Origin of the sequence: Saccharopolyspora rectivirgula DSM 43747, assembly GCF_000497205.1 — a bacterium.
GTDB lineage: Bacteria > Actinomycetota > Actinomycetes > Mycobacteriales > Pseudonocardiaceae > Saccharopolyspora > Saccharopolyspora rectivirgula.
This window is the reverse complement of sequence record NZ_AYJW01000017.1, coordinates 18508-42595: the sequence shown is the minus strand read 5'-3', so window position 1 is coordinate 42595 and position 24088 is coordinate 18508. Positions and strand designations below refer to the sequence as shown.

20 protein-coding genes are annotated in these 24088 nt (G+C 69.8%); 7 read left to right on the top strand and 13 right to left on the bottom strand.

The features are described from left to right. Positions 1 to 97: 97 nt before the first annotated feature. The 6 genes from SREC43747_RS0107065 to SREC43747_RS0107040 form a co-directional block, all read right to left on the bottom strand. Positions 98 to 652, bottom strand: a complete 555-nt coding sequence (locus SREC43747_RS0107065) for a hypothetical protein (protein WP_037331516.1) — start codon at positions 650 to 652, stop codon at positions 98 to 100. After that, complete coding sequence (locus tag SREC43747_RS0107060; protein ID WP_029720453.1) at positions 652 to 1299, bottom strand: hypothetical protein; 648 nt, start codon at positions 1297 to 1299, stop codon at positions 652 to 654. The genes SREC43747_RS0107065 and SREC43747_RS0107060 overlap by 1 nt, the downstream gene beginning before the upstream one ends. Positions 1300 to 1389: 90 nt before the next feature. Then, entirely contained in the window at positions 1390 to 2238 is an 849-nt protein-coding gene (locus tag SREC43747_RS0107055; RefSeq protein ID WP_051387793.1) for an SAM-dependent methyltransferase, read from the bottom strand. Positions 2239 to 2502: 264 nt separating this feature from the next. Continuing rightward, complete coding sequence (locus SREC43747_RS0107050) at positions 2503 to 3192, bottom strand: GNAT family N-acetyltransferase (protein WP_029720451.1); 690 nt, start codon at positions 3190 to 3192, stop codon at positions 2503 to 2505. 165 nt (positions 3193 to 3357) lie between these two features. Next, on the bottom strand, positions 3358 to 4140 hold the full coding sequence (locus tag SREC43747_RS0107045) for an SAM-dependent methyltransferase (RefSeq protein ID WP_029720450.1): 783 nt from the start codon (positions 4138 to 4140) through the stop codon (positions 3358 to 3360). 144 nt (positions 4141 to 4284) lie between these two features. Continuing rightward, positions 4285 to 5280 (bottom strand): LacI family DNA-binding transcriptional regulator, encoded by a 996-nt coding sequence (locus SREC43747_RS0107040; RefSeq protein ID WP_029720449.1) that lies wholly within the window; start codon positions 5278 to 5280, stop codon positions 4285 to 4287. 164 nt (positions 5281 to 5444) lie between these two features. Here SREC43747_RS0107040 and SREC43747_RS0107035 point away from each other — a divergent pair, with 164 nt between their 5' ends. The 7 genes from SREC43747_RS0107035 to SREC43747_RS0107000 all read left to right on the top strand — a co-directional run bounded on the left by SREC43747_RS0107035 (position 5445) and on the right by SREC43747_RS0107000 (position 14033). Further along, positions 5445 to 6836, top strand: a complete 1392-nt coding sequence (locus SREC43747_RS0107035; RefSeq protein WP_029720447.1) for a sugar porter family MFS transporter — start codon at positions 5445 to 5447, stop codon at positions 6834 to 6836. Further along, a complete protein-coding gene (locus tag SREC43747_RS0107030) occupies positions 6833 to 7474 on the top strand; it encodes a nucleoside/nucleotide kinase family protein (RefSeq protein ID WP_029720446.1) in 642 nt (213 codons plus the stop codon). Before SREC43747_RS0107035 ends, SREC43747_RS0107030 begins: the two co-directional genes overlap by 4 nt. A gap of 260 nt (positions 7475 to 7734) precedes the next feature. Continuing rightward, positions 7735 to 8712 (top strand): esterase/lipase family protein, encoded by a 978-nt coding sequence (locus tag SREC43747_RS0107025; RefSeq protein WP_081722454.1) that lies wholly within the window; start codon positions 7735 to 7737, stop codon positions 8710 to 8712. Between the two features lie 217 nt (positions 8713 to 8929). Further along, positions 8930 to 9118, top strand: coding sequence for a hypothetical protein (locus SREC43747_RS21890; RefSeq protein ID WP_029720444.1), 189 nt, complete (start codon positions 8930 to 8932; stop codon positions 9116 to 9118). A gap of 7 nt (positions 9119 to 9125) precedes the next feature. Continuing rightward, the gene (locus SREC43747_RS21885; RefSeq protein ID WP_029720443.1) at positions 9126 to 9464 is read left to right on the top strand and encodes a phosphotransferase family protein; all 339 of its coding nucleotides are present in this window, start codon (positions 9126 to 9128) and stop codon (positions 9462 to 9464) included. A gap of 789 nt (positions 9465 to 10253) precedes the next feature. Next, on the top strand, positions 10254 to 10922 hold the full coding sequence (locus SREC43747_RS0107010; protein WP_152528343.1) for a hypothetical protein: 669 nt from the start codon (positions 10254 to 10256) through the stop codon (positions 10920 to 10922). An 876-nt stretch (positions 10923 to 11798) separates the two neighbouring features. Then, on the top strand, positions 11799 to 14033 hold the full coding sequence (locus SREC43747_RS0107000; RefSeq protein ID WP_029720441.1) for a tetratricopeptide repeat protein: 2235 nt from the start codon (positions 11799 to 11801) through the stop codon (positions 14031 to 14033). A gap of 327 nt (positions 14034 to 14360) precedes the next feature. Here the strand turns inward: SREC43747_RS0107000 and SREC43747_RS0106995 are convergent, their stop codons facing one another. The 7 genes from SREC43747_RS0106995 to SREC43747_RS0106965 are packed head-to-tail and all read right to left on the bottom strand — an operon-like array spanning position 14361 to position 23869. Next, positions 14361 to 15086, bottom strand: coding sequence for a sirohydrochlorin chelatase (locus tag SREC43747_RS0106995; protein ID WP_037331514.1), 726 nt, complete (start codon positions 15084 to 15086; stop codon positions 14361 to 14363). Continuing rightward, the gene (locus SREC43747_RS0106990) at positions 15083 to 16219 is read right to left on the bottom strand and encodes a uroporphyrinogen-III synthase (RefSeq protein WP_029720439.1); all 1137 of its coding nucleotides are present in this window, start codon (positions 16217 to 16219) and stop codon (positions 15083 to 15085) included. Before SREC43747_RS0106990 ends, SREC43747_RS0106995 begins: the two co-directional genes overlap by 4 nt. Further along, entirely contained in the window at positions 16216 to 16542 is a 327-nt protein-coding gene (nirD, locus tag SREC43747_RS0106985) for a nitrite reductase small subunit NirD (RefSeq protein ID WP_029720438.1), read from the bottom strand. The genes SREC43747_RS0106990 and nirD overlap by 4 nt, the downstream gene beginning before the upstream one ends. Beyond that, complete coding sequence (gene nirB / locus SREC43747_RS0106980) at positions 16539 to 19052, bottom strand: nitrite reductase large subunit NirB (protein WP_029720437.1); 2514 nt, start codon at positions 19050 to 19052, stop codon at positions 16539 to 16541. Before nirB ends, nirD begins: the two co-directional genes overlap by 4 nt. Continuing rightward, complete coding sequence (locus SREC43747_RS0106975) at positions 19049 to 20434, bottom strand: FAD-dependent oxidoreductase (protein ID WP_029720436.1); 1386 nt, start codon at positions 20432 to 20434, stop codon at positions 19049 to 19051. The genes nirB and SREC43747_RS0106975 overlap by 4 nt, the downstream gene beginning before the upstream one ends. Beyond that, entirely contained in the window at positions 20431 to 22506 is a 2076-nt protein-coding gene (locus SREC43747_RS0106970; RefSeq protein ID WP_029720435.1) for a molybdopterin oxidoreductase family protein, read from the bottom strand. Before SREC43747_RS0106970 ends, SREC43747_RS0106975 begins: the two co-directional genes overlap by 4 nt. Continuing rightward, the gene (locus SREC43747_RS0106965; protein WP_081722453.1) at positions 22499 to 23869 is read right to left on the bottom strand and encodes a nitrate/nitrite transporter; all 1371 of its coding nucleotides are present in this window, start codon (positions 23867 to 23869) and stop codon (positions 22499 to 22501) included. The genes SREC43747_RS0106970 and SREC43747_RS0106965 overlap by 8 nt, the downstream gene beginning before the upstream one ends. Positions 23870 to 24088 lie beyond the last annotated feature (219 nt).

Genomic DNA, 24088 nt, shown 5'->3' with positions numbered 1-24088 from the left:
ATCTTTCTCTCACTCAGTATTTTCGGACGGATCTACGTCGAAAACCTTTGTGGTTCCGCGAAAACTTCCATCTTCGATGCTGTGAGAACTCAGCGGATCAATCCGCTGGTTTCGGAGTCCAGACGGTGGCCTCGCCGCGGAAGGTCGGCGCGTAGGTCGGCGGGTCGATGTCGTCGATGCGAGCGCGGACGACACGGCCTTGATCGGTGACCACGCACACCGCGGTCCCCGGCCGCAGCACGTCTTCGATGTCCACTCCGATCTCGTCGTGCAGCACGCCCGGTATCTCGGGGTGCGTTGCAGCGCGGTGGCATTCGGTCGGGGTGAGGAACGCGCCTGGTTCCACCACCGCCACGGCGCTCCCTGCACGGCCGCTGAACCAGTCCTCTATGCAATGGTCTCCGTAGTAGGCGAGGTCCGGCAGACCCGGCGCGGTCTGCGGATGCGCCCCGGTGTTGTCCCAGTCGATCTCGTGCGGCTCGCAGTGGAGCGCGTTGACGCCCCAGGGCACGATCTCCGGCGGGTAGTAGGCGGCGGCCGGTGCCCGCAAGTGCGCAGGGGTGGTGTCCTCCGGCTCCGGCTCGCTCGAGCAACCCAGGGCAAGTGCGGCCAGGACCAGGAAGCCGAGCACCGCGGCTGAAAGTCGCGACATCACTTCGGGATCCAGATCTTGGCCGTGCCGCGGAACGACGGGGAGCCGATGTTGGAGAGCGTGATCACCTCGTCGATCTCCGCTCTCACCACGCGTCCCTGGTCGGTCACGATGCAGATCGCGGCGCCGGGAACGAGTCCGAGTTCTTCGAGGTCCCTGTTGTTGACCCATATGGGCAGTGCCCCGGCCATCGCCGCGCTGCGGCAGGTCATCACGTCCGTGGCGGTGCCTGGTGGCACGAGGCTGCCGTGCGTCGCGTGGAACGACGGGGGCGAGCAATCGCTCGTGCCGTACGAGAAGTCTGCTTCACCCGGATCTGCCGCGGGGGAGCTGCCGAGGGCGTCCCAGTTGATCTTGTGGGTCTGGAAGCACGCCGTGTCGCTCACGCTCCACAGGACTTCTTCCGGCTCGCCGAACTGGAGCTGCGCGGCAGGGGCGGTGGAGGCCGAGGGTTGCGCGACCATCGCGGGGTCCTCGGACGGTGGCGCCGTCAGCTCAGGGGACGGTGCGGCGGGACTGGCCTTCTGATCAGCGCTGCCGGTGATGCGGTCCAGCACGCTGAACCCGTCGGCCAGGAAGCCGACGACCCCGACTGCCACGACGCAGACCGTTCCGACCACGCTCGCGACCTTGCTCTTGTTTTCCATCCGACATCCTGTGCCGCGATGTTGTCACCTGATGTGCACATATTGCCACGCAGAGATCATCGCGAGGATCTTTTCCGGAAGATCACCCGCTCAGGGTTTCCGGCCGACGCCGCCGATGTGCATGGAGTGCACCGGGTTGTCCGGCTCGGGCAGGTCCGGCCCCGGCCGCCACTGGTTGTGCGGTACGAGTCCGGGTTCGACCAGTTCAAGGCCGTCGAAGTAGCGGATCTGCTCGTCCCAGGTGCGGAAGCACCGGCTGCCCAGGCCCTGCTCGGCGAACACCCGGTTCAGGGCTTTGGCGCGCGGTTCGCCGTCGTCGCAGGTGTTGGACACCAGCAGGTACCCGCCGGAGGGCAGTCGGTCGCGGATGTCGGCGGCCACGCCCTCGGGGTCCTCCTCGTCCTCCAGGTGCATCAGGACGCCGCCCAGCAGCACGGCGAACGGCTCCGACCGGTCGATCAGCCGCTCGGTTTCCGGGTGCGAGAAGATCACGTCCGGTTCGCGCAGGTCAGCGCGCAGGAACGCGGTCCGGTCGTTGGTCGCCAGCAGGGCGCGGCCGTGGGCGAGCACGATCGGGTCGTTGTCCACGTAGACGACGCGCGTCTCGGGGGCGATCTCCTGCGCGATCTCGTGCACGTTGCCGGCGGTGGGCAGTCCGGACCCGATGTCGATGATCTGCCGGATGCCCGCTTCGCCCACCAGGTAGCGCACGGCCTGCCGCAGGAAGTGCCGGTTCGCCTTGGCCAGTAGCATGGTTTCCGGAACCACCGCCATCATCTCCTCGGCCGCGGCCCGGTCCACCGCGAAGTTGTCCTTGCCGCCGAGGGCGAAGTCGTAGATGCGGGCGATGGAAACCGTCTCGGTGTCGATCTCCACGGGCGCGTGGTCCTCTCCGGCATCGGAGCTGATCGAACGTTCCGGCTCCGGGAGTTCCGCCATGGTGCCGTCCCTTCGCGCACGGTTCCAAGATCGCCCCAACGTACAACACGAACCCGACGGCGATCGCCCTTTTCGATGGGATCGCTCCCGGTGGTCCACCCGTTCTCCGCAGCGGAATCCGCCGTGGGAAGCAGGGAGTGCGGAGAACTCGCCAGCGAGGCCAGGACGAGTTGGGCATCGACCTGTCCCCGGGAACGCCTTGTTCGGCGCCCGGTGCGAACGATGTCCTCAGTGGACGAAGAATCCGCCGGTGCTCCTGCCGCGCTAGGGAATGCGGAACCCCCGGAAGGTCACCGTCGTGCGGATCTTGAAGCCCAGCTTCTCGTAGAGCTCGAGAGCCCCGGTGTTGGACTCGATCACGTGCAGGAAGGGCTGGTCACCGCGGTCGAGGACGCGCTTGACGAGCGCGCGGATCAGCCGGGAGGCGTGCCCCCGCCCGCGCGCCTCGGGGGCGGTGCACACCGCGCTGATCTCGGTCCACCCCGGCGGCCGCAGCCGTTCACCCGCCATCGCCACCAGCGCACCGCCCTCCCGAACACCGAGGTAGGTGCCGAGCTCGTGGGTGCGCGACCAGAACGGGCCCGGGCGGGTCCGCTCGGCGAGGTCGAGCATCTCCGGGGCGCTGTCCGCGCCGAGTTCGACCACGCCGTCCTCGGGGTCGGCGGGCCGGTCTCCGCACCAGACCATCTGGTACCCGTCGATGGTGAAGACCGGCTCCCAATCCGGCGGCGGGGTCGCCGGGTTGCTGAACATGTCGGCGAGCGCGCCCCGACCGAGCAGCCGGGCGAGGTCGGCCCACTCCTGCGGTCCCGGATCGAGGGTGACCGCGGAGAACGTCGCCACCTCCGGCTGGTAGGTGGCGACCCGGCCCAGCCGGCGAGCCAGGTGCGCGTGGTGACCGCGCAGCGACGCCCCCACCGGGTCGTCGAGCGGGCTGGTGTCGCGGTCGATCATCGTCTGGGCCTCTCCTGCTGCTCGGATCCGGCTGCCATTCTCCAGGCCGGCGCCGCAGCTGCTTCGACGCGGGGCCGGCACGCTGTGGAGCACGTGCCGATCCGCGCACTGGTGTTCAGCGAGCGGAACTCCGGGGCCGCCGGTGTGGTCAGCTGATGCGAGGAATCACTCCGGAGCTCCGTTCTTCCGGGCGGTGACGAGCGCGAAGGTCAGGAGTTCGCCGCGGTCGGCGTCGAGCATGGGGATCGTGTCCCGAGACCCTCGTCTGACGAGCTCGTCCGAGGAGTGCTCGGCGCAGACCTCGCACCACAGCTTCCAGTCGAGCCAACCATCGGGTTGTGCCCGGCTCGCAGCGACCTCGACCAGTCCGGTCTGCTCCCACTGGAAACGCCACCACTCGGGCGTGTGGAAGGACAGGGCCTCCCACCCCACCCCGGATCGCAGATGCGCCGGGATGCCACCGAGCTCGCGCAGCTCGCGGTGCAGCGACGGCACGGCGATCGCCAGCTGACCACCTGTTTTGAGGAACTTGCTGAGGTATCCGAGGTAGAGGTCGTCGGTGCCGAAGTAGTGGTAGCTGTCCACGGACACGATCGCGTCGAATTGCTCCGGCTCGAACGGCAAGTCGTGCGCTTCGGCGCGCACGGCGTGGACCTGGTGGCCGACGCCTGCCCGATCGAATCGCGCGGCGTTGTCCTCGGCCGGGATCCACAGCTCCGAGGCCCACACTTCGACGTCGTAATCGCGCGCGAGGAAGATCGAGGTCATGCCCAGGCCGCACCCGAGATCGAGGACCTTCATCCCGGGGCGGAAGGTGCAGTCCTGGCTGAGGTCTTCGAGCAGCCACAGCGGGTTCGGACCCATGCAGTTGTCGACCATCCACTGCGGATCGTACTTCGACGAACGCGGGTACTTGTCGGGTCTGACGAGGGCGTCCAGCGAAATCACGGCACCTCTGTACCAATCCGCCCCACGAGTCGCCAACGGAATTTCTCCGGCAGGGCTGCGGAAACTCGTGGGCGAACGACCTGCGGTGCATTCACCGGCCGCAGCGGAACCCCGCTGAACGCGACCGGGCTGTCGAAGTGAGCCTCAGGCGCAGCCGCAGGAGTTGCGGTGCACCAGCCGGGAGGGCAGCCGGTGGGTTTCGGGTTCGGCGTCCCGGTCGGCCAGGCGGCGCAGCAGCAGTCGTGCCGCGGTCCGGCCGATCTCCTCGCAGGGCTGGGCGATGACGGTCAGGCGCGGGGAGAAGCAGTCCGCCCACGGGAAGTCGTCGAAGCCGACCAGCGCGATGTCGTCGGGGACGCGGAGCCCGGCGGTGTGCAGCGCCTGCATCACGCCGATCGTCATGCTGTTGTTGGCCGCGATGATCGCGGTCGGCCGCTCGGGGAGCTCGAGCAGGCGTTCCGCTGCGCAGGCGGCGGACTCGGTTTCGGAGCGGCCTTCCACGAGCAGCTCGGGGTCGAAGTCGAGCCCGTTGCGCTGCAGGGCTTCCCGGTATCCCTGCAGCCGTTCCTCGGTGGTCGACAGGCCGCTGAGCCCGGAGACCATCGCGATGCGCGTGTGCCCGAGCTCGGCGAAGTGGTCGACCAGGCGGGCGGTGGGCTCGGCGTTCTCGGGACCGACCTGGTCGTAGCGGTCGTCGATGAGGCGGTCGGCGAGCACCACGGGAACCGACTGGTCCCGCAGGTACTTCAGCGCCTCGCCGGCGTCGGCCGAGGGCGCCAGGACCATGCCGTCGACCCGGCGTTCGTGCATGTTCCGCACGACGGTGAGCTCGTGCTCGGCGTCGTCGCGGGAGTCGGCCAGCAGCAGCGTGTACCCGGCGCGCACCGCCTCGGACTCGATGCCCTGCAGCACCTGGCCGAAGTAGGGGTTGGAGATGGCGGACATCACCACCGCGATCGTGCGGGTGCTGGCGGTGGCCAGGGAGCGGGCGAGGGTGTTCGGGCTGTAGTTGGTGGCCTTGATGGCGGCTTCGACCGCTCTGCGGGTTTCCTCGCGCACCGCCCGGGTGCCGTTGATGACGTGCGAGACCGTCGCCGTGGACACCCCGGCCAACCGCGCCACGTCGGCAAGCGTTGCCATCGCCGTCACACCCCTTTGTGCTGATCGGTTGCCGAAACGATATCAGGCAAGCGCTTGCGCAAGCGCTTAACCGCGTTTTACGGTGCCGACCACTCAAAGACGAGTTCGCGCCCGCGGGCGCACGGCACCGACCCGGTGACGGGTCTGGAAAGGCACACGCAGTCATGAGCACATCGCACTCGGGCACCGCCCCGGAGGAAGCGGCCGTGAAGACCCGCGGCCGCAGCGGCGCGATCTTCGGCGCCTCGGCCATCGCCGCGCTCGGAGGTCTCCTCTTCGGCTACGACACCGGCGTCATCTCCGCGGCCCTGCTCTACATCGCCCCGGAGTTCGCGCTGTCCGACGGCATGAAGCAGATCGTCGTCGCCTCCCTGCTGCTGGGGGCGATCGCCGGTTCGATCGGCGCCGGTCCGGTGGTGGACCGCATCGGCCGCAAGGTCACCCTCGTCCTGCTGTCAGCGGTGTTCACCCTCGGGGCGCTGCTGTCGGCCGCCGCGCCCAACACCGAGGTCCTCATCGGCGCACGCGTGCTGCTCGGCCTGGCCATCGGTGGGTCCTCGCTGGTCGTGCCCACCTACATCGCCGAGATCGCACCCCCTGCGCTGCGCGGGCGACTGGTGTCGATGAACCAGCTGATGATCACCATCGGCATCTTCGCCTCCTACATCGTCGGCTACGCCTTCTCCTCCAGCGGCGGCTGGCGCTGGATGGTCGGCTTGGCCGTGCTGCCCTCGCTGCTGATGCTCGCGGGCCTGTTCGCGCTCGGGGAGAGCCCGCGGTGGCTGCTGGCGCGCGGCCGGACCGAAGACGCCCGCAAGGCCCTGCTGCGGACGCACTCGCCGGAAGACGCCGATGCGGCGCTGGACGAGCTCTCCACGGCCATGCGGGAGGAGAGCCGCTTCAGCTACCGCGACCTGCTCAGCCCGAAGCTGCGGCCCGCGGTGCTGCTCGGCTTCGCCGTCGCCGCCACCAACCAGCTCGTCGGCGTCAACGCCGTCATCTACTACGCGCCCACCATCCTCCAGCAGGCGGGCATGGGAGATTCCGCGGCGATCCTGTCCTCGGTCGGCATCGGCGCCGTCAACATGATCTTCACCGTGATCGCGCTGCTGTTCATCGACAAGGTCGGCCGCCGGCCGCTGCTGCTGGGCGGCACCAGCGTGGTCATCGCGGTGCTGTTCGGCCTGGGCGCGCTCTACCTGCTGCCCAGCGTCGAAGGGCTCGGCCTGCTGCTCACCCTCGGCCTGATGCTCTACGAGGCCGCGTTCGCCGCCAGCCTCGGCCTGGCCATCTGGTTGATCAACAGCGAGGTGTTCCCGACCGCGGTGCGCGGCAAGGCCTCCAGCGTCGGCACCGTCACGCACTGGGGTCTGGACTTCCTCATCTCGATCTCCGTGCTGACGCTGATCAACGCCCTGACCCCCACCGGGCTGTTCTGGCTCTACGGCGTGTTCGGCGTGATCGGCCTGGTCTACCTGTACCGGAAGCTGCCGGAGACCAAGAACCGGACCCTGGAGGACATCGAGTCCTCCCTGCGCGGTGAGGTCAAGGCATGAGCCCGGTGGAGCACTCCGGAGACTTCGCGGACCTGGTCCGGCGGGCCAAGTCCCTGGCCGAGTCGGGACGCCGGCGCATCCTCGGCATCGCCGGCGCCCCCGGGGCCGGCAAGGGCACCGTGGCGGAGAAGCTGCTCAGCGAGCTGGGGTCGTCGGCGGTCGTGGTGCCCATGGACGGCTTCCACCTCGCCGGGGCCGAACTGCGCCGCCTCGGCCGGCAGGACCGCAAGGGAGCCCCGGACACCTTCGACGCCGCCGGGTACGTGGCGCTGCTGCGCCGGCTCCGCGACCCCGACGAGCACACGGTCTACGCGCCGCAGTTCCACCGCGAGGTCGAGGAGTCCTACGCCGCCGAGATCCCGGTCCCGCCCGAGGTGCCGCTGGTGATCACCGAAGGCAACTACCTGCTGCTCGACCAGGGGCCGTGGCGGCACGTGCGCGGGCTGCTCGACGAGGCGTGGTTCCTCGCCCCGCCCGAGGACGACCGCGAAGCCCGCTTGGTCCAGCGCCACATCGACTACGGCAAAACCCCCGAGCAGGCGCGGGAGTGGGTGCGGCGCAGCGACGCCCGCAACGCCGAGCTCGTCGCCCCGACCCGGGCCCGCGCCGACCTCGTCATCACCGCCGATCCGGCGTGAGACGAGGAAGTCCACTGCGGACCGTGGTGCTGGCTGCGCGGTGAGCGGGCCGTTGGAGCATCGATGAGTCGTCGGCTGGCCGGTTCTGCTGGACTGGCCAGCCGAACTTGTTTGGGAGCCGCACGCCCGGTGTCATCCGGTCGAGGGAACGCGCTGCTCCATGCGAGCGGGAGATCACTTGTTCGGCCCCGGGCGGAGGTGGCGCGCGCCCAGGGTCGCCAGACCGCAGGAGCCGGATACCACCAACGGGGGTGCGTTCGATGAGGAATCGACGATGGTGCGCAGTGGCCGCCGCGATCGCCACCGCGGGGCTCGCGCTGAGCACGCCGACGACCGCCCAGGCGGCCCCGGCGGATTCGAAGCCGATGCTGCTGGTGCACGGCTACAACTCCGAGCCACCGACCCACTGCAACAGCTCGACGTGGGACGAAGCCCTGGAGTACTACCAGGAAGCCGGGGGCAGGGACCGCTCCTCGATGCGCACGATCGGCTACTACGCCGGCGATGCGGAGCACTGCGACGACGTGATCGGTGACGGCAAGGCCACCCCGAACCGGCCCATCCAGGACATCGCCCGGGACTTCGCCTGGTACATCTACGAGAACTACACCCGCAAGGGGCAGGAGGTGGACATCGTCGCCCACTCGATGGGCGGCCTGATCACCCGCGTCGCGGTGCTGGGCACCCGGGAGGGCTGGAGCGAGTTCCCGCCCATCGTGGCCGTGGACGACATCGTCACGCTCGGCACCCCGCACCAGGGCGTGGACAACGGGTGCAGCGACCCCGACGCCGACCCGGAGGACCGGTGCACCACGCAGCTGCACCAGATGACCCCGGCCCGCGAAGGCGGATCGGGGTTCATCGAGAAGCTGCACGAGTCCGCCCCGGGCCGCGCTGACCGCGGGCTCGACGACCCGTGGGCGGCCGGGATCGACTGGAGCCTCGTCGGGTCCACACAGGACACAACGGTGTCCTACGAATCCGCCATCGACAAGGGCTACTTCGCCCACCAGAAGTACGGGTTCGACGAGGACCTCAACGGAAACGGCACCGCCGACTGCTCGCAACCCGCCGAGGTCGACCACAGAAAGCTGCGCCAGCTCACCGGCGGCGGTTTCTGCCTGCGCTACTGGCACCACGGCCCCGACGGGGGACCCTACACCACCGAGAACGGCTGGTCACCGCTGAAGGTCGCCTTCAAAGCCGTCACTCACAAGGGCGATGACCTGCCCCGATGATCCGGAGAACGGTTCGAGCCCCGCGGCCGCTCCGTCGTGGTGGCGCCCCCGGTCGTGGGGCTCGGGCTGGTCACTCGACCAGCCCGGGGGAGGGGTCGAAGTTGACCGCGAACACCGCGCTGACCGAACGACCAGCGCGCGACATCTTGGTGCGGCCTGCGAGGAAGCAGGGCTGGATCCTGCTGGGGCGGTTCTCGTCCGGCTGGGTTCCAACGCCGTGTTCCGGCTGGCGGATCCCGTGATCGCCCGCATCTCCCGCGATGGTGGGACGCTCGAGAACGCTCGCTTGCAGATCGAGGTGGCGCGCTGGCTCGACGACGTCGAGTACCTCCGCGCGCGGATCGATTCGCTGCGAACGGCTTGTGCGGACCTCGGGTTCGCTCTCGAGCCGGAGGTCGTGCGGTGACGCGAACGTGGGCAACGTGGTCCTGGATCGGGAGGGAAACCTCGTTCTCATCGACCTCGACAGCTTCTGCGCAGGGCCGCGGGAGTGGGACTTGGTGCAAACCGCCCCGTTCCACGAGCGCTTCGGCTGGCGCACGGACGAAGAGCATCGGGAGTTCGTCGATGCGTACGGCTTCGACATCATGACCTGGAGCGGGTACCCCGTGTTCGCTGATCACCGCGAGATCGCCATGACGCTGTGGCTCTGCGGGAATCCGGGAGCGACCACCGGGCAGCTGCCGAAGTCCGCAAGCGGGTGGAGTCGCTCAGGACGGGGAGCAGCCGCCGGAATTGGAGCCCCTTTCTAGAACCCCTGCGCCCGACATCGAACTCAACACCAACGCGGGCAACCTGGTGCTGCTGCGCCGTGGTGGGGATTGGTTCGAAGGGAACTCCACCGGGGGCGAGCCGCGGGTGAACCGGGATGGTCCCGCCTCGGCGTGACCGTCACCCCGGGCGGGCAGTGGGGGTGGCTCGACGACCCGCACAGCGAGCACCGGTGGCGCCTGTCGTGATCCAACGGCCCTGCTGCGGTCGATCCGGGAGCGTTCCACGATGACCGTCTCCCGGGGATGTTTTGCTGCGCAGAACGACGCTTTCGCTTCGGGCGACCAGGGGTGGAGGCGGCCTGTTCGCCGTGGGGTCTTCGGCCCGGTTCCGGTGGGAATCAACCGAGGTTCGAGCGAAATCGACCGACAGTTTTCCGTGGAGCTGCGGTGGTTCGTTCGGAGAACCAGGACTCCTTTCCGATTCTTTCCGCGATCAATTCAATCCCCGTTCTAGTCCGGTCGAGTGGCGTGTTCGCCAATGCGTCGCAATGCTGTCGACATCGAGCGTGATCGAGTGGTGCGGCGGGCATGGGAATGCGTGGTTCAGCGCCGGTTCTCCACGTTCGTGGACTCACCGTCGAGTACACGACGATGTCTGATCCTGCCAGGTCAGGAGGGGTTTCTCGGTGTCGTGCAACGTGATTCGGCCGCTCGGCGCGCTCGATCATGATTCGTTACGAACATTTTTGTTTTTGGAATCGGGAAAGATCGATTGGCGGTACAGCTGATGCTCTGAATAGCTAGCCTCGACCTATGAAGTTGCCCGGTTTGGAGGCGGTCAGCTGGATCGCTGCGATCGTCGGCCTTCCCTTGACCACCTGGCTCGGGCTGCGGCAATTGAAGGTGTCGCAGTCCACGGCGACTTTTGCCTCGCTATCCGTCTTCCTCTTGGTCGTGTTGCTGAGTTACGCCTTTCCCAGCACCGAAGAGGAAGAGAACCCCGAAGACCCGTCTGCGCCGCCGAGCGGGCAAGCTTTGCCACCGGGTGAGCAGGACACGCAGACGCGCGATCCGGGCACGCCGACGAGCGACCAGGACGCGCCGTCGACTCCCCTGTGCCGGAGCGACTACGTGGCGACCCCGCACGCCCCGGTCGAGGTGAAGCCGTGCATCGCCTTGGTCGATGACCAGTTGGAGATCAGCACCGAGGTCGTCTCCGAGGAACCGGCCGAGGTGGTGGTGTGGGTGTGGCTCTACGACCCCGGTGCGCAATACCGGTCCGACCAGTCGCTGCGCCGCTGTGAGATCACCTTCACCGCTGCCAACCAGACCAAGTGGTGCAGGGATGTGGTGACTCCAGATCAACCCGGCCGGTACGTGACCGCGACGACCACCCAATACGCCGATCGAGCTGGGGAGGAGCCCCGAGAGTGGGACAAGCCGCCGACCGAGTTCACCGGCACCCAGAGCGGCACCGCCATCCGCTGGCCCTCGTAGTGGGGGAGTGATCCAGGAGGCGCGGAGAAGTGCTGACGCCGAGCCGGGCATCAGCGCGCTTGCCGATGGGCGTGGCCGCGAGCCCGCCTGGTTCGGGTGAATCGCCTTCCACGACAGGATCCCCACGGGTTCGGGCGGGCGGCGAGGCAGTGGCGGAATTCGTCGTGCCGGTTGGAGTGCCGTTGTCCCAGGCATCGCGAACGCGCATCTGGAGCGTGGAGCGCGTCCAGGGTTGGTGAGCACGACGACATCGCGCGCGCTTTCCGCTTTCCGGGCAGCAATCCTGGAGTTGGCAGGAGGCCGCGGATACCGTTGCGGAATCTCTTGCCGTCTACTTCGGACTAATTCGGGTGAGTGGTATCCACCCCGCGTGTTTCGGGAGGTCGCCTTCCACAGCGGATCGACTCCGCTGATCGGGGCGGATGGCAGAACTGCGGTGGAATCCGTTGCGCCTGCCGGGAAACGTCCCACGGGGTGTGGTGAGTGACGGCTGAGCGGTGGCAGCGGCGGGTGAGCACCTCCACGACGCCTGGGTGGTCGCCGATGGGGTCTGCGACTCCGGCTACCGGTAGTTCCGCCAGGCGCCGGTGGAAAACCCCGGAGCCAGCAGGTGGGGCGCGATGACGTCGCCGGGACGGCAGATCTCAGCGGTGTTCGGGCTCGCGGTGCTGACGTAGCTCGGGACCATTCGCTGCCCGCAGTGGAGGGGATTTTGGCGTCGACTCCTTACTTCACGCGGTAGGCGGAAAATCGCATCCCCTTTACGGAGGAATGCTCGATCAAACGGTTAGTATGTTGTTAGCTTTCTTTTTCGTTCATTCCGACTTCTAGCTGAATCTTCAGACACTGGCAGCGCGGTTCGCGATCATCGTTCACGTGACGAAGGGGATGCGGGCGGTGATCGCCATGGGATGTCTGCTGACGACAGGTGTTGGCTTGATCATGTTCGTCAGCGGACTCGACAACGCTGACAAGCTTGGGAGCTCGATCGGTGGAGCTCTCAGCTTGCTGGGGCCCACTTTCTCAATCGTGGCGATCCTCCAAGCCCGGAAGGAGCAGTCGGAGACGCCGTCGAAGGCCGCATCGGATTCGAACTCCGCAGCTACCTCAGTCGAGGCTGGTGGGGCTTCTGGGGTTACGAACGCTACGGGCTTTGGTGCCACGGTCCACAGGTCGGCCGTGCAAAGCGGAACGGTCGGGGACGTCGCGATCGATCAAAGCATCATCGCCAGGGACAACGCGCGGGTCTACCTTCCATCGCCGCGTGAGGATTCCCTTCCACTGCCTCCCCCGAACGTTGAGCTGTGCCTAGGCCGCGATCAAGAGGTCACCGAGATCGTGTGCGCCTGGGCGGCTGGTCGGGCCGTAGCTGCGGTCGGTGGGCCAGGAATGGGCAAGTCGACGGTGCTCGGGTATGCGCTCAACCGCGACGCTATCAAGGACCGGTATGGAGAGCGTCGTTTCGTCGTCTCGTGCGATGGTGCGCGCTCGGCTGATGCCGTCATCGACAAGTTGGCGCAGACGCTCGGCATCGACTCGACTGGCGTTGACCTTCGGAATCGAGTGTTGAGGTTCGTGCACGAGAAGCCGTGCGTGCTCGTGCTGGACAACTTCGAAACCGTGCTCGACAACGACTACTCCGGTGCAGTCGAGCTGCTCCGGCAGGTTCGATCGGCCCCAGATCGGGTCGCAGTCGGAATCGGCTACCGGGGTAGTCAGCTTCCTCATGGCATCCCCAACATCGCGTCGGTCGTGCTCGGCCGGTTGCCCGATGACAGCGCGGCGGAGCTGTTTCAGACCACCGCAGGGAAGATGTTCGAGGAGAGCGAACTGACACCGCTGCTGCGGGAGTTGGACGGTGTTCCGCTGGCCATCGTGTTGTTGGCCTCGCTGGCAGGATCCGAGGACAACCTGGGCACGCTGCGCAAGGCATGGCAGGCCAAGCGCACGGACCTGCTCCAGCACGGAACGGATCGCGTGTCGAGCCTGCCGGTTTCGCTGGAGTTGTCATGGGACGCACTCAGCACCGATGCACAGGCCACACTGTCATTGGCGGCGGAACTACCCGACGGCTGGCCAGCGGGTGATTCAGGCGCGTACCTACCTGACGAGTTGACCTCCGGGGTGCCTGAACTGAGTCGCCGAGCGCTCCTGCACTTGGAGAACGATCGGCAGCGCTGCCTGGCGCCTGTGCGGCAGCACGTACGGACCCACCACCCAGCAGATGGAGAACACCTCCAACACCTCTACGAACGCGTTCGCGCGCTTTCCATGCGAGCCGGAAATGTGGGCGGGAGCGACGGCGCCGCTGCCGTCAGCGAGGTGATGCCGGAATTCACCAACGTGGTCGAGGTCGTGCGGAACCACCTCAACCAGGACCAGAGCTTCCTCGGCGTGATTCCCAGCCTGCTGGAGTTCCAACGCTTCAGCAGCATGGGAGACACCGAACTCGCGCACGTCGCGCTGGAATCAGCAGCGGAAACAGCGCTGAAGGCAGAAATCACCCTTGGGCTGGCCGACGTATACCGGGCTCGATCCGACAATCAGCAAGCGCGGGAACTATTTGAACAAGCGCAACCACTTTGCCAAATGGTTGGTGATGTGCTGGGGGAAGCACACTGCCTCCTCGATCTCGGCAGGATCTCGTTCCTCGAGTCGGACAATCAGCAGGCGCGAGAGCTGTTCGAACAGTCTCAGCGACTTTACCAAGGGGCTGGTGATGTGCTGGGCGAAGCACATTGCCTCCGCAATCTCGGCGAAATCGCGTTTCGTGAGTCGGATCATCGGCGAGCGCGGGAGTTGTTCGAACAGGCTCAGCGGTTTTACCAGCGAGTTGGCAGTGTGCTGGGTGAAGCCAATTGCCTTTTCGACCTCGGCAGGGTGGCGTTTCGCGAGTCGGACCACCGGCAGGCGCGGGAGCTATTTCAACAAGCCCAACCGCTCTACGAACGAAGTGGTGATCTCCATGCCCAAGCGATTAACCATGCGTGGTTAGCACTAGTGACCACGGGTGAGGAGCGGCTCGAGCACCGTTCGAGGATGGATGAGCTCGCCGACGCGCTTGGGATGGACGGCTTCCGAGAACACCTTCATGACATTGTGGATGACTGAATCCGCTCCTAGCAGCCACGAAACGCGGCCTGTGGGACACATCGATCACCGCCGATGTTGTTGCGGACCGTTGGTCCGTGCTCACGCATCCCTGTTCCGGAAGCCGCGATTTTGCCCGAGCCGGGCCAGTTTTCTCATTGCTCTTCAGCAGTGGGTGAGTTCGGGGCTGACGAGTCCCCCGGCGCGGGTCCATGGCTCCGCTTGTCGCGGATGAGCTGAACCGCTAGCAGAGCAGCATCGATTCGGCGTTCCCCCGAGTCGGACTTCGCCCGACTTCCGTGCAGTGCGCGGACAGCACCATCGATGCTGGTCCTCGCTGGCAGCGCGCTATCGGACCCCGCCTCGGCGTGAATGCCCGACCGGTGCCAGCGAAACCGCACGACTTCCGTGCTCGATCGCCTCGTCGCGGGCTTCCCGGTAGCGGCGGGCGAGCACGTCCACGACAGCTGGGTGGTCGCCGATGGGGGCGGCGACCCCGGCCGCCGGTAGTTCCGCCAGGCGCCGGTGGAACAGCCCCGGGGCCAGCAGGTAGGGCGCGATGACATCGCCGGGGCGGCAGACCTCGGCGGTGTTCGGGCTCGCGGTGCTGACGTAGCTCGGGACCAGCCGCTGCCCGCAGTGTCGGCCCAGCAGCCGCGCCGCGATGCGCACATCGGCCAGCGCGCGCTCGTCCGAAGAACCGGCGGCGGCGAACACCACCCTCGCCCCGGGCCGCCACCCGGCGGCGCGCAACCGCTTCAGCATCACCGCGGCCAGCTCCGGCGCCGGCCCGAGCGACCGGCCGACGACGACGTCCCGCCGCCCACTGGCGGCGACTTGCTCCGGGAGATCAGTGCGCACGTGGTACCCGGCGGCCAAGAACGCGGGCAGGGCGACCACCGGGCCGTCCAGCCCGCGCAGCGCCTCCACCACGGTCGGGCCGATGACGTCCACATAGGCCACGCGCACCGGCACCTCGAGCCGCGCGGCCGCCGCGGCGGCCAGCCGATCGATCACCCGGGGACCGCCCGGGTCGCGGGTGCCGTGCGCGACCAGCAGCAGCGACGGGCTCATGACCGCACGCACCTGGGAGCGTCCCGGACCGGTTCCAGCGGGAGCCGGTAGCCGCGCTTGATCACCGTCTGCACCAGCTCGGGAGCCCCCAACGCCGCCCGCAGCCGCGCCACCGCCTGCTCCACGGCGTGCTCGTCCCCCGAGCCCCCGGCGCGGCGCAGCGCCCGGCCCAGCTCCCGCCGCGGCACCACCCGCCCCGGCCGTTCGGCCAGCACACCCAGCAGCGTCCGGGCCTGCGGGGAAAGCGGTTTGAGCTCCCCGTCCACCACGGCCGCGTGCCCCCGCACCTGCAGCTCCCGACCCGCCACCGGCAGCGTCGGGGCGCGGCGGGGCAGCTCGTCGCACAACGTGTGCACCAGCGCGCCGAGCCGGAACCGCCGGGGAACCACCGCGGGCACCCCGTGGTCGGCCAGCGGCGCGTGCGCCACCGGACCGACGCAGGCGGCCAGCACCGGGCCGCGCAGCGCCGCCAACAGCTCCTCCCGGCACCGCAGCTCGTCAGCCAGGGACAACAACCCGACGGCTGCGGGCGCGCTGGTGAAGGTCACCGCGTCGACCTCCCGCGCGCACACCGACCGCACCAGGTCCTCCAGGGCGCTGGCGTCGGCGGGTGCGGTCCACCGGTAGACCGGCACCTCGACGACCTCGGCACCGGCGCAGCGCAGCGCGTCGACGAAGTCCGGCAGCGGCCGGCCGTGCAGCTGCACCGCCACCCGCACCCCGGTGAGGTCCTGCTCGAGCAGGTGCTCCAGCAGTTCCGCGGAGGACTCCGACCCGGGCGACCACGGGTCGGGCAGCCCGGCGGCGCGCACCGCCCCGCGCGCTTTCGGCCCGCGCGCGAGCAGCCGGGCCGGGCGCAGCGCGTCCAGCAGTTCCGCGCTGATGCCCCACCCGTCGGCGGCGTCGATCCAACCGCGGAAACCGATACCGGTGGTGGCCACCACCACGTCCGGGGGCTCCTCCAGGAAGCGGAGGCTGACGCGGTGCAGTTCGGCGTCGTCGGCCAGCGGCAGGATCCGCAGCGCCGGGCCGTGCACGACCCGCGCGCCGCGGTTGGCCAGCAGGGACCCGAGCTCGTCGGCCCGCCGGGCCGCGGTGACCGCGACGGTGTACCCAGCGAGTGCGTCGGTCACGGGAGGGCGACCTCCACCACGCCGTCCTCGCGGCGGCGGATCGGGTAGACCGGCAGCCGCACCGACGGGTCGTCCAGGCACTGCCCGGTGCGCAGCGAGAAGACCTGCTTGAGCATCGGCGAAGCGACCGTGGGTTCGCCGCCGCGGTCGCCGACGATGCCGCGGCTGATCACGCTCGCCCCGCAGAACGGGTCGATGTTGCCCACCGCGTGCAGCTGGTCGTCGTGGGTGCGGAACACCGCCACCGGCTGGTCCTTGACCAGCGCGGGCACCCCGTACTCGGGCGGCAGCGCGTCGAACTCGCAGATCGGTTCCCAGCTCATGAGGACACCTCCTGGGTCGCGAAGGTGGGCATCGGCAGCACCACCGGTTCGGGCCGGATCTGGCCGCGCTCCTCGACGAAGCGGATGGTCGGGTCCGGTGCCTCGGGGGCGTTGACGAAGGACACGAAGCGGGCCAGCTTGTCCGGGTCGTCCAGAACCGCGGCCCACTCGTCGGTGTAGCTGTCGACGTGGCGCTGCATGGCTTCTTCCAGCTCCGCGGCGATGCCGAGGGAGTCCTCGACGATGACCTCGCGCAGGTGGTCGAGGCCGCCGTCCAGCGACTCCAGCCACGCGGAGGTGCGCTGCAGCCGGTCCGCGGTGCGCACGTAGAACATCAGGAACCGGTCGATGAGCTGGATGAGCCGCTCGTCGTCCAAATCGGACGCCAGCAGTTCGGCGTGCCGCGGGTTGAACCCGCCGTTGCCGCCGACGTAGAGGTTCCAGCCCTTCTCGGTGGCGATCACGCCGAAGTCCTTGCCGCGCGCCTCGGCGCACTCGCGGGCGCACCCGGACACCCCGGCTTTGATCTTGTGCGGGGCCCGCAGGCCCCGGTAGCGGAGTTCCAGGCGGATGGCCATGCTGACCGAGTCCTGCACGCCGTAGCGGCACCAGTCGTTGCCGACGCAGGACTTCACGGTGCGCACCGCTTTGCCGTAGGCGTGTCCGGATTCGAACCCGGCGTCCACCAGGCGCCGCCAGATGCGCGGCAGCTGCTCCACCCGCGCGCCGAACAGGTCGATGCGCTGCCCACCGGTGATCTTGGTGTAGAGGCCGAACTCCTTGGCGACCTCGCCGAGCACGATCAGCTTGTCCGGGGTGATCTCGCCGCCGGGCACCCGGGGCACCACCGAGTAGGTGCCGTTGCGCTGCATGTTGGCCAGGAACCGGTCGTTGGTGTCCTGCAGCCCCGCCTGCTCGCCGTCGAGGACGTGCCCGTTGCCGAGGCTGGCGAGGATGGAGGCGACGGCGGGTTTGCAGATGTCGCAGCCGCGCCCGGTGCCGTGCTTGCCGATCAGTTCGGAGAACGAGCTGATCCCGGTGGCCCGCACGATCTCGAAGAGCTCGCTGCGCGAGTGCGGGAAGTGCTCGCACAGCGCCTTCGAGGTGGTCACCCCGCACTCGCCGAGCAGGGTTTTCAGCATCGGCACGCACGAGCCGCAGCTGGTGCCGGCCCGCGTGCAGGCCTTGATCCCCGGCACGTCGGTGAGCTGCTGCTCGGTGATCGCGGTGGTGATGTCCTGTTTGGTCACGTTGTTGCAGGAGCACACCGTGGCGTCGTCGGGCAGCGCCCCCGTGTCCACACCGGACCCCGCGGGCAGCAGCAGCTGCTCGGGAGGCGCGGGCAGTTCGCGGCCCACCAGCGGCCGCAGCGTCGAGTAGGCGCTGGCGTCGCCGACGAGGACCCCGCCGAGCAGCACCCGCGCGTCGTCGCTGAGCACGAGCTTGGCGTAGGTGCCGGCCGCGTTGTTGGCGTAGACGACCTCCAGCGCGCCCGGGGTCCGCCCGTGCGCGTCGCCGAAGCTGGCCACGTCGACGCCGATCAGCTTCAGCTTGGTGGACAGGTCGGCGCCGGGGAACGCTCCGTCGCCCAGCTCCAGCAGCTGGTCGGCGACCCCTTCGGCCATGCTGTAGCCGGGGGCGACCAGCCCGTAGCAGCGCCCGTTCACCGCGGCGCACTCGCCGACGGCCCAGATGCGTTCGTCGCTGGTGCGGCAGAACTCGTCGACCAGGAACCCGCCGCGTTCGCCGCGTTCCAGCCCGGCGATCTCGGCGAGCTCGTCGCGCGGCCGCACGCCCGCGGAGAACACCACCAGCTCGGTGTCGAGGACGGTGCCGTCGGCCAGCGCGATCGAGCGGACCCGGTCGTCGCCGTCGATGGATTCGATCGCCGCGCCGCAGTGCACGGTCAACCCGAGGTCGGTGACCAGCCGGTTGAGCACCTGGCCGCCGCCCTCGTCGACCTGCAGCGGCATCAGCCGCGGTGCCATCTCCACGACGTGGGTGCGCATCCCCAGCCGCCGCAGCGCCCCGGCCGCTTCCAGGCCGAGCAGCCCGCCGCCGATGACCACGCCCGGTGCGCCTTCGGTGGCGGCGGCGCGGATGGCGTCGAGGTCCTCGATGGTGCGGTAGACGAAGCAGCCGTCGAGGTCGCGGCCCGGCACCGGCGGCACGAACGGCCGCGACCCGGTGGCGAGCACCAGCGCGTCGTAGCCCACCGCGGTCCCGTCCGCTGCGGACACGATGCGGTTGGTGCGGTCGATGCCGGTCACCGCGGTGCCCAACCGCAGCTCGACCATCGGATCGTCCTGGAGGTCCTGACTTGTCAAGCTCAGGTCCTCGGCGCTCTTGCCGTCCAGATAGGACGAGAGCGCCACCCGGTCGTAGGCGGGGCGGGGTTCTTCGCCGAACACGACGATGCGCCACGCGTCGCTCGTGTCGCGCTGCCGGAGCACCTCGACCAACCGGTGCCCGACCATCCCGTGGCCGATGACGATGAGCGTGCGAGTCATGCCGCGCCCTCCTCCTCGTGTGCGGTTCGCTCGGCCAGGGCCGCGCAGAGGCGGGCGACGTCGTCGGAGCAGCCACCGCAGCCGGTGGTCGCCCGCGTCGCCAGGGCCAGTTCGCGGACCGAGCGCGCACCGCTCTCCCACGCGGTGCGCAGGGACTTCTTCGTGACGTTGTTGCAGCGGCAGATCACCGCGTCCTCGGGCAGCTCCACCGGCGCCCCGGGCACGGCCGCCGGGGTGCCCAGCAGCAGCGCGAGCCGGTCGCCGGGCAGCGGCCGGTCGCCGTCGTAGAGCTGGGTGACCGAGGCGGTGGCTTCCGGGAGCCCGAACAGCACCGCGCTGGTGATCCGCTCGTCCCGCAGCGCGACCTTCGCGTAGCGGCCCCGCGCCGGGTCGGACAGCGTGACGACCTCGGCGTCGGCGCTGTCCAGCTCGTCCGGTGCGCCGATCGACACCAGTTCGATGTCGCGCGCCTTGAGCCGGGTGACGGCCCGGGCCCCGGGGTACCGGGTGTCGGCGCCGCAGAGCAGCCCGGCGAGGGCGTCGGCCTGCTCCCAGGCGGGCCCGATGAGCCCCGGGGTGCGGCCGTGGTGCTCGGCGCAGTCGCCGATCGCGTGGATGCGCGGATCGCCGGTGCGCAGCCGGTCGTCGACCACGATCCCCCGCCGCACCCGCAGCCCGGCCCGCTCGGCGAGCGCGGTTTCCGGCACCACACCGGTGCAGGCGACCACCAGCTGCGCCGGCACCTCCGCGCCGTCGTCCAGCACCAGCGCCCCCGACCGGTAGGCGACCGCCTTGCGCCCCTGGTGCAGCGCGACACCGAGCTCGGTGAGCCGTTCGGCCAGCAGCCGCCCGCCGGTGGCGTCCAGCTGGCGGTCCATCGGGTGCGGCCGCGGGTGCACCACCGCCACCTGGCGGCCGCGCGACCGCAGCGCCAGCGCCGCCTCCACGCCGAGCACCCCGCCGCCCAGCACCACCACCGGGCCGGGAACCCGGGCGATGTGCTCGCAGTCGGCCACCGTGCGCAGCGGTCGGAGGCGGTCCGCCGGCAGGCCGGTGATCTCGGGCAGCCGCGCGCGGGCCCCGGTGGCCAGCACCAGGACGTCGTAGCCGACCTCCTCGCCGGTGCTGGTGCGCACCACCCGCCGGTCCCGGTCGATCCCGGTGGCGGCGACCCCCAGCCGCACCTCGGCGTCCACATCGGGCAGTCGCAGCGCCTCGGCGGGCAGCGACCGCGACAGCACCGACCCCAGCAGCACCCGGTTGTAGGCGGGGTGCGGCTCGTCGCCCAGCACCACGACGGGTCCGGTGTGGCCGCGCGCCCGCAGCCGCTCGACCAGCCGGTGGGCCGCGGGACCGTTGCCGACGATGACGACGCGCTTCACCGGGCCACCTCCTCCTGGGCGGGTTCGATCCGCACCGCGCTGACCTTGAACTCGGGCATCCGGCTGCGCGGGTCGAGCGCGCCACCGGTGAGCAGGTTCGCCCGGCCTTCACCGGGGAAGTGGAACGGCAGGAACACCGTGTCGGTGCGCATGGTGGCCACCACCCGCACCCGCGCCAGCGCGCTCCCGCGCGGCGAGGTCACCCGGGCCAGCGCACCGTCGGCGAGTCCCGCGCGTTCCGCGGTGTCCGGGTGGACCTCGACGAACACCTCGGGTGCGGCCTCGTTGAGCTCCTCGACCCGCCGGGTTTGCGCCCCCGACTGGTACTGCGCCAGCACGCGGCCGGTGGTGGCGGTCAGCGGGAACGCCGCCCGCGGGGTTTCGGCCGGCTCGCGGTGCTCCACCGGGGCGAACCGGGCGCGCCCGTCGGGGTGCGCGAAGGAGTCCAGGAACAGCCGCGGGGTGCCGGGGTGCGCGGTGTCCGGGCAAGGCCAGTGCAGGGCCTCGCCGGCGTCGAGCCGCTCGTAGCTGATCCCGGCGTAGTCCGCCCTGCCGCCGGCCGAAGCCCGGCGCAGCTCGTCGAACACCTCCCGCGGCCCGGTGGGGTAGCGGTGGCCGGGTTCGCCCAACCGCACCGCCAGGTCGTGCAGCACCTCCAGGTCGCTGCGCGCGTGCCCGGGCGGCACCCGCAGCCGGCGCCGCCGCAGCACCCGGCCTTCGAGGTTGGTCATGGTGCCTTCTTCTTCGGCCCACTGCGTGACCGGCAGCACCACGTCCGCCAGCTGCGCGGTCTCCGACGGCACGAAATCAGCCACCACCAGCAAGTCCAAACTGGACAACCGTTCGGTGGTGTGCGCGGCGTTGGGTGCGGAAACCACCGGGTTGGAGCCGAAAACGAGCAGCGCGCGCGGACCGTTCGGGGTGCCCAGCGCGTCCAGCAACTCGTACGCGCTGCGGCCCGGGCCGGGCAGCGATTCGGGCGCAACACCCCACACCCGGGCCACGTGCTCCCGCGCCGCCGGGTCCGTGATGGACCGGTACCCGGGCAGCTGGTCCGCCTTCTGGCCGTGCTCGCGCCCGCCCTGGCCGTTGCCCTGCCCGGTCAAGCAGCCGTAGCCGCGCCCCAACCGGCCCGGCAAGCCCAGGGCGAGCGCCAGGTTGATGAAACCCGCGACGGTGTCGGTGCCCTTGCTGTGCTGCTCGGCGCCGCGCCCGGTGAGCACGTACGCGCTGCCGGCCTCGGCGAGCATCCGCACCGCCCGGCGCTGCGCCGCCACCGGCACCCCGGTGACGCGCTCGACCCGCTCCGGCCACCAGGTCGCCGCCCGCTGCCAAGCCGCCTCGAAACCCGTGGTGCGGGCGGCGATGTAGTCGCCGTCGGTCCAGCCCTCCACCACCGCGATGTGCAGCAACCCCAGCGCCAGCGCCAGATCGGTGCCGGGCGCGGGCTGCAGGTGCAGCGCGGCGCGCTCGGCGGTGGCGCTGCGGCGCGGATCGACCACGACCAACTGCGCGCCCTGCAGGTGCTGCATCAGCGGCGGCATGGTCTCCGCCGGGTTGGCCCCGGCCAGCAGCACCGCGTCGGCGCCGTCGAGATCCGTGACCGGGAACGGCAACCCCCGGTCCAGGCCGAAAGCGGCGGTGCCGGCGGCCGCGGCCGAGGACATGCAGAACCGGCCGTTGTAGTCGATCTGGCTGGTGCCCAACGCGACCCGGGCGAACTTGCCCAGCAGGTAGGCCTTCTCGTTGGTCAACCCGCCGCCGCCGAACACGCCGACCGCGTCCGGCCCGTGCTCGTCGATGATGCGCTGGAGCCCGTCGGCCACGGTGCGCAGCGCGGTGTCCCAATCGACCGGCACGAGCTCCCCGCCCCGGCGCACCAGCGGGTGCCGCAACCGGTCCGGCACGTCCAGCAGGGTCGGTGCGGTCCAGCCCTTCTGGCACAACCCGCCCCGGTTGACCGGGAAATCCGTGGGCCGCACCGAGGTCCCGCGCCGCTCGCGGGTCAACCGGGTGCCGCACTGCAGAGCGCAATAAGGGCAGTGGGTGGTGACGGTCCGCAGCTCAGGCATTGACGACCTCCGGCTCGGCCGGGGCCGCGGCGGGCCTGCCCCGCAGGTAGATCGCCCAGGTGGCGATCGCGCAGAGCAGGTAGTAGCAGAGGAACACCACCAGCGCCGCGTCACCGCTGGCCGCCTCACCGCTGTAGGAGGCGCGGAAGGCCACGTTGATCCCCACCCCGCCGAGCGCACCGACCGCGCCCGCGATGCCGATCACCGCGCCCGACATCCGGCGGGCCCAGGCGAACACCGCAGTCGCCTCGACGCCGGCGGCCACCTCGCGCTCGGCCTCCCGGGTGAAGACCGCCGGGATCATCTTGTAGGTCGAGCCGTTGCCGACACCGGTCAGCACGAACAGCGCGATGAACACCGCGACATAGCCCGCGAAGGACCCCTGCGACGAGGCCAGCAGCAGCGCCGCGGTCCCGACCGCCATGCCCGCGAACGTCCACAGCGTCACCCGGCCACCGCCCCACCGGTCGGCCAACCAGCCGCCCAGCGGGCGGGCGAGCGAACCCAGCAGCGGGCCGAGGAAGGTCCAGGAGGCCGCCTGCAGCGGGGTGAAACCGAACTCGGTCTGCAGCACCAGGCCGAAGGCGAAGCTGTAGCCGATGAACGACCCGAAGGTGCCCACGTAGAGGGCCGACAGCCACCAGGTGTGCTTGTTCGCGGCGGCCTCGCGCAGCGCCCCGGGCCGGGTGCGCACCGCCGCCACGTTGTCCATGAACAGCGCCGCGCACAGCGCGGCCAGCACGATCAGCGGCAGGTAGAACCCGGCCACCAGGGCCGGGTGGGTGCCGCCCGCGAAAGCGATCACCAGCAGGCCGACGACCTGCACCGCAGCCACCCCGAGGTTGCCGCCGCCGGCGTTGAGCCCCAGCGCCCAACCCTGGTGGCGCTGCGGGAAGAAGGTGGTGATGTTGGTCATCGACGAGGAGAAGTTCCCGCCGCCGACGCCCGCGGTGGCGCCGATGAGCGCGAACACCCACAGCGGGGTGCCCGGCTGCTGCACGAACCAGCAGGCCAGCGCGGCGGGCACCAGCAGCACCGCGGTGCTGAAGATCGTCCAGTTCCGGCCGCCGAACCGGGTCACCGCTGCCGCGTACGGCAGCCGCAGCACCGAGCCCACCAGGTTCGGCGTGATCACCAGCAGGAACTTCTCGGCGGCGGTGAACGGCAGGCCGATCTCCGGTGACATGAACAGCACCAGGACCGACCAGATGCTCCACACCGAGAATCCGATGTGCTCGGAGAGGATCGAAACGACGAGGTTGCGCCGTGCCACCCGCTTGCCGGTGGACTCCCAGAACGCCGCGTCCTCGGGGTCCCAGTGCTCGATCCAGCGGGTTCTGCCTGCCGGTGCTCTCACGATCAACTCGGCTCCCTCCGTCGGCTGACCCGAACGTAGGGGCGAGGTGTTGCACCTGAGGTCACGTCGCGTTACCGCGGTGAGAACCAGCCTTCACGCGCCCGGTTCCCGCGGTGTGAGCGGGCGGTTGCGCCGCGGTTCGGGGGGACGGGGGAGTGGTCGAGCCACCGGCCGTTTCAGCGCGGGACGCGGCACCGCCGGCTCGCTGCTCGCGCGCGGTTCGCG

Coding starts and splice junctions, on each gene's coding strand:
- SREC43747_RS0107065 (WP_037331516.1), bottom strand. CDS start 652: ATGTCGCGACTTTCAGCCGCGGTGCTCGGCTTCCTGGTCCTGGCCGCA.
- SREC43747_RS0107060 (WP_029720453.1), bottom strand. CDS start 1,299: ATGGAAAACAAGAGCAAGGTCGCGAGCGTGGTCGGAACGGTCTGCGTC.
- SREC43747_RS0107055 (WP_051387793.1), bottom strand. CDS start 2,238: ATGGCGGAACTCCCGGAGCCGGAACGTTCGATCAGCTCCGATGCCGGA.
- SREC43747_RS0107050 (WP_029720451.1), bottom strand. CDS start 3,192: ATGATCGACCGCGACACCAGCCCGCTCGACGACCCGGTGGGGGCGTCG.
- SREC43747_RS0107040 (WP_029720449.1), bottom strand. CDS start 5,280: ATGGCAACGCTTGCCGACGTGGCGCGGTTGGCCGGGGTGTCCACGGCG.
- SREC43747_RS0107035 (WP_029720447.1), top strand. CDS start 5,445: ATGAGCACATCGCACTCGGGCACCGCCCCGGAGGAAGCGGCCGTGAAG.
- SREC43747_RS0107030 (WP_029720446.1), top strand. CDS start 6,833: ATGAGCCCGGTGGAGCACTCCGGAGACTTCGCGGACCTGGTCCGGCGG.
- SREC43747_RS0107025 (WP_081722454.1), top strand. CDS start 7,735: ATGAGGAATCGACGATGGTGCGCAGTGGCCGCCGCGATCGCCACCGCG.
- SREC43747_RS0106995 (WP_037331514.1), bottom strand. CDS start 15,086: ATGAGCCCGTCGCTGCTGCTGGTCGCGCACGGCACCCGCGACCCGGGC.
- nirD (WP_029720438.1), bottom strand. CDS start 16,542: ATGAGCTGGGAACCGATCTGCGAGTTCGACGCGCTGCCGCCCGAGTAC.
- nirB (WP_029720437.1), bottom strand. CDS start 19,052: ATGACTCGCACGCTCATCGTCATCGGCCACGGGATGGTCGGGCACCGG.
- SREC43747_RS0106970 (WP_029720435.1), bottom strand. CDS start 22,506: ATGCCTGAGCTGCGGACCGTCACCACCCACTGCCCTTATTGCGCTCTG.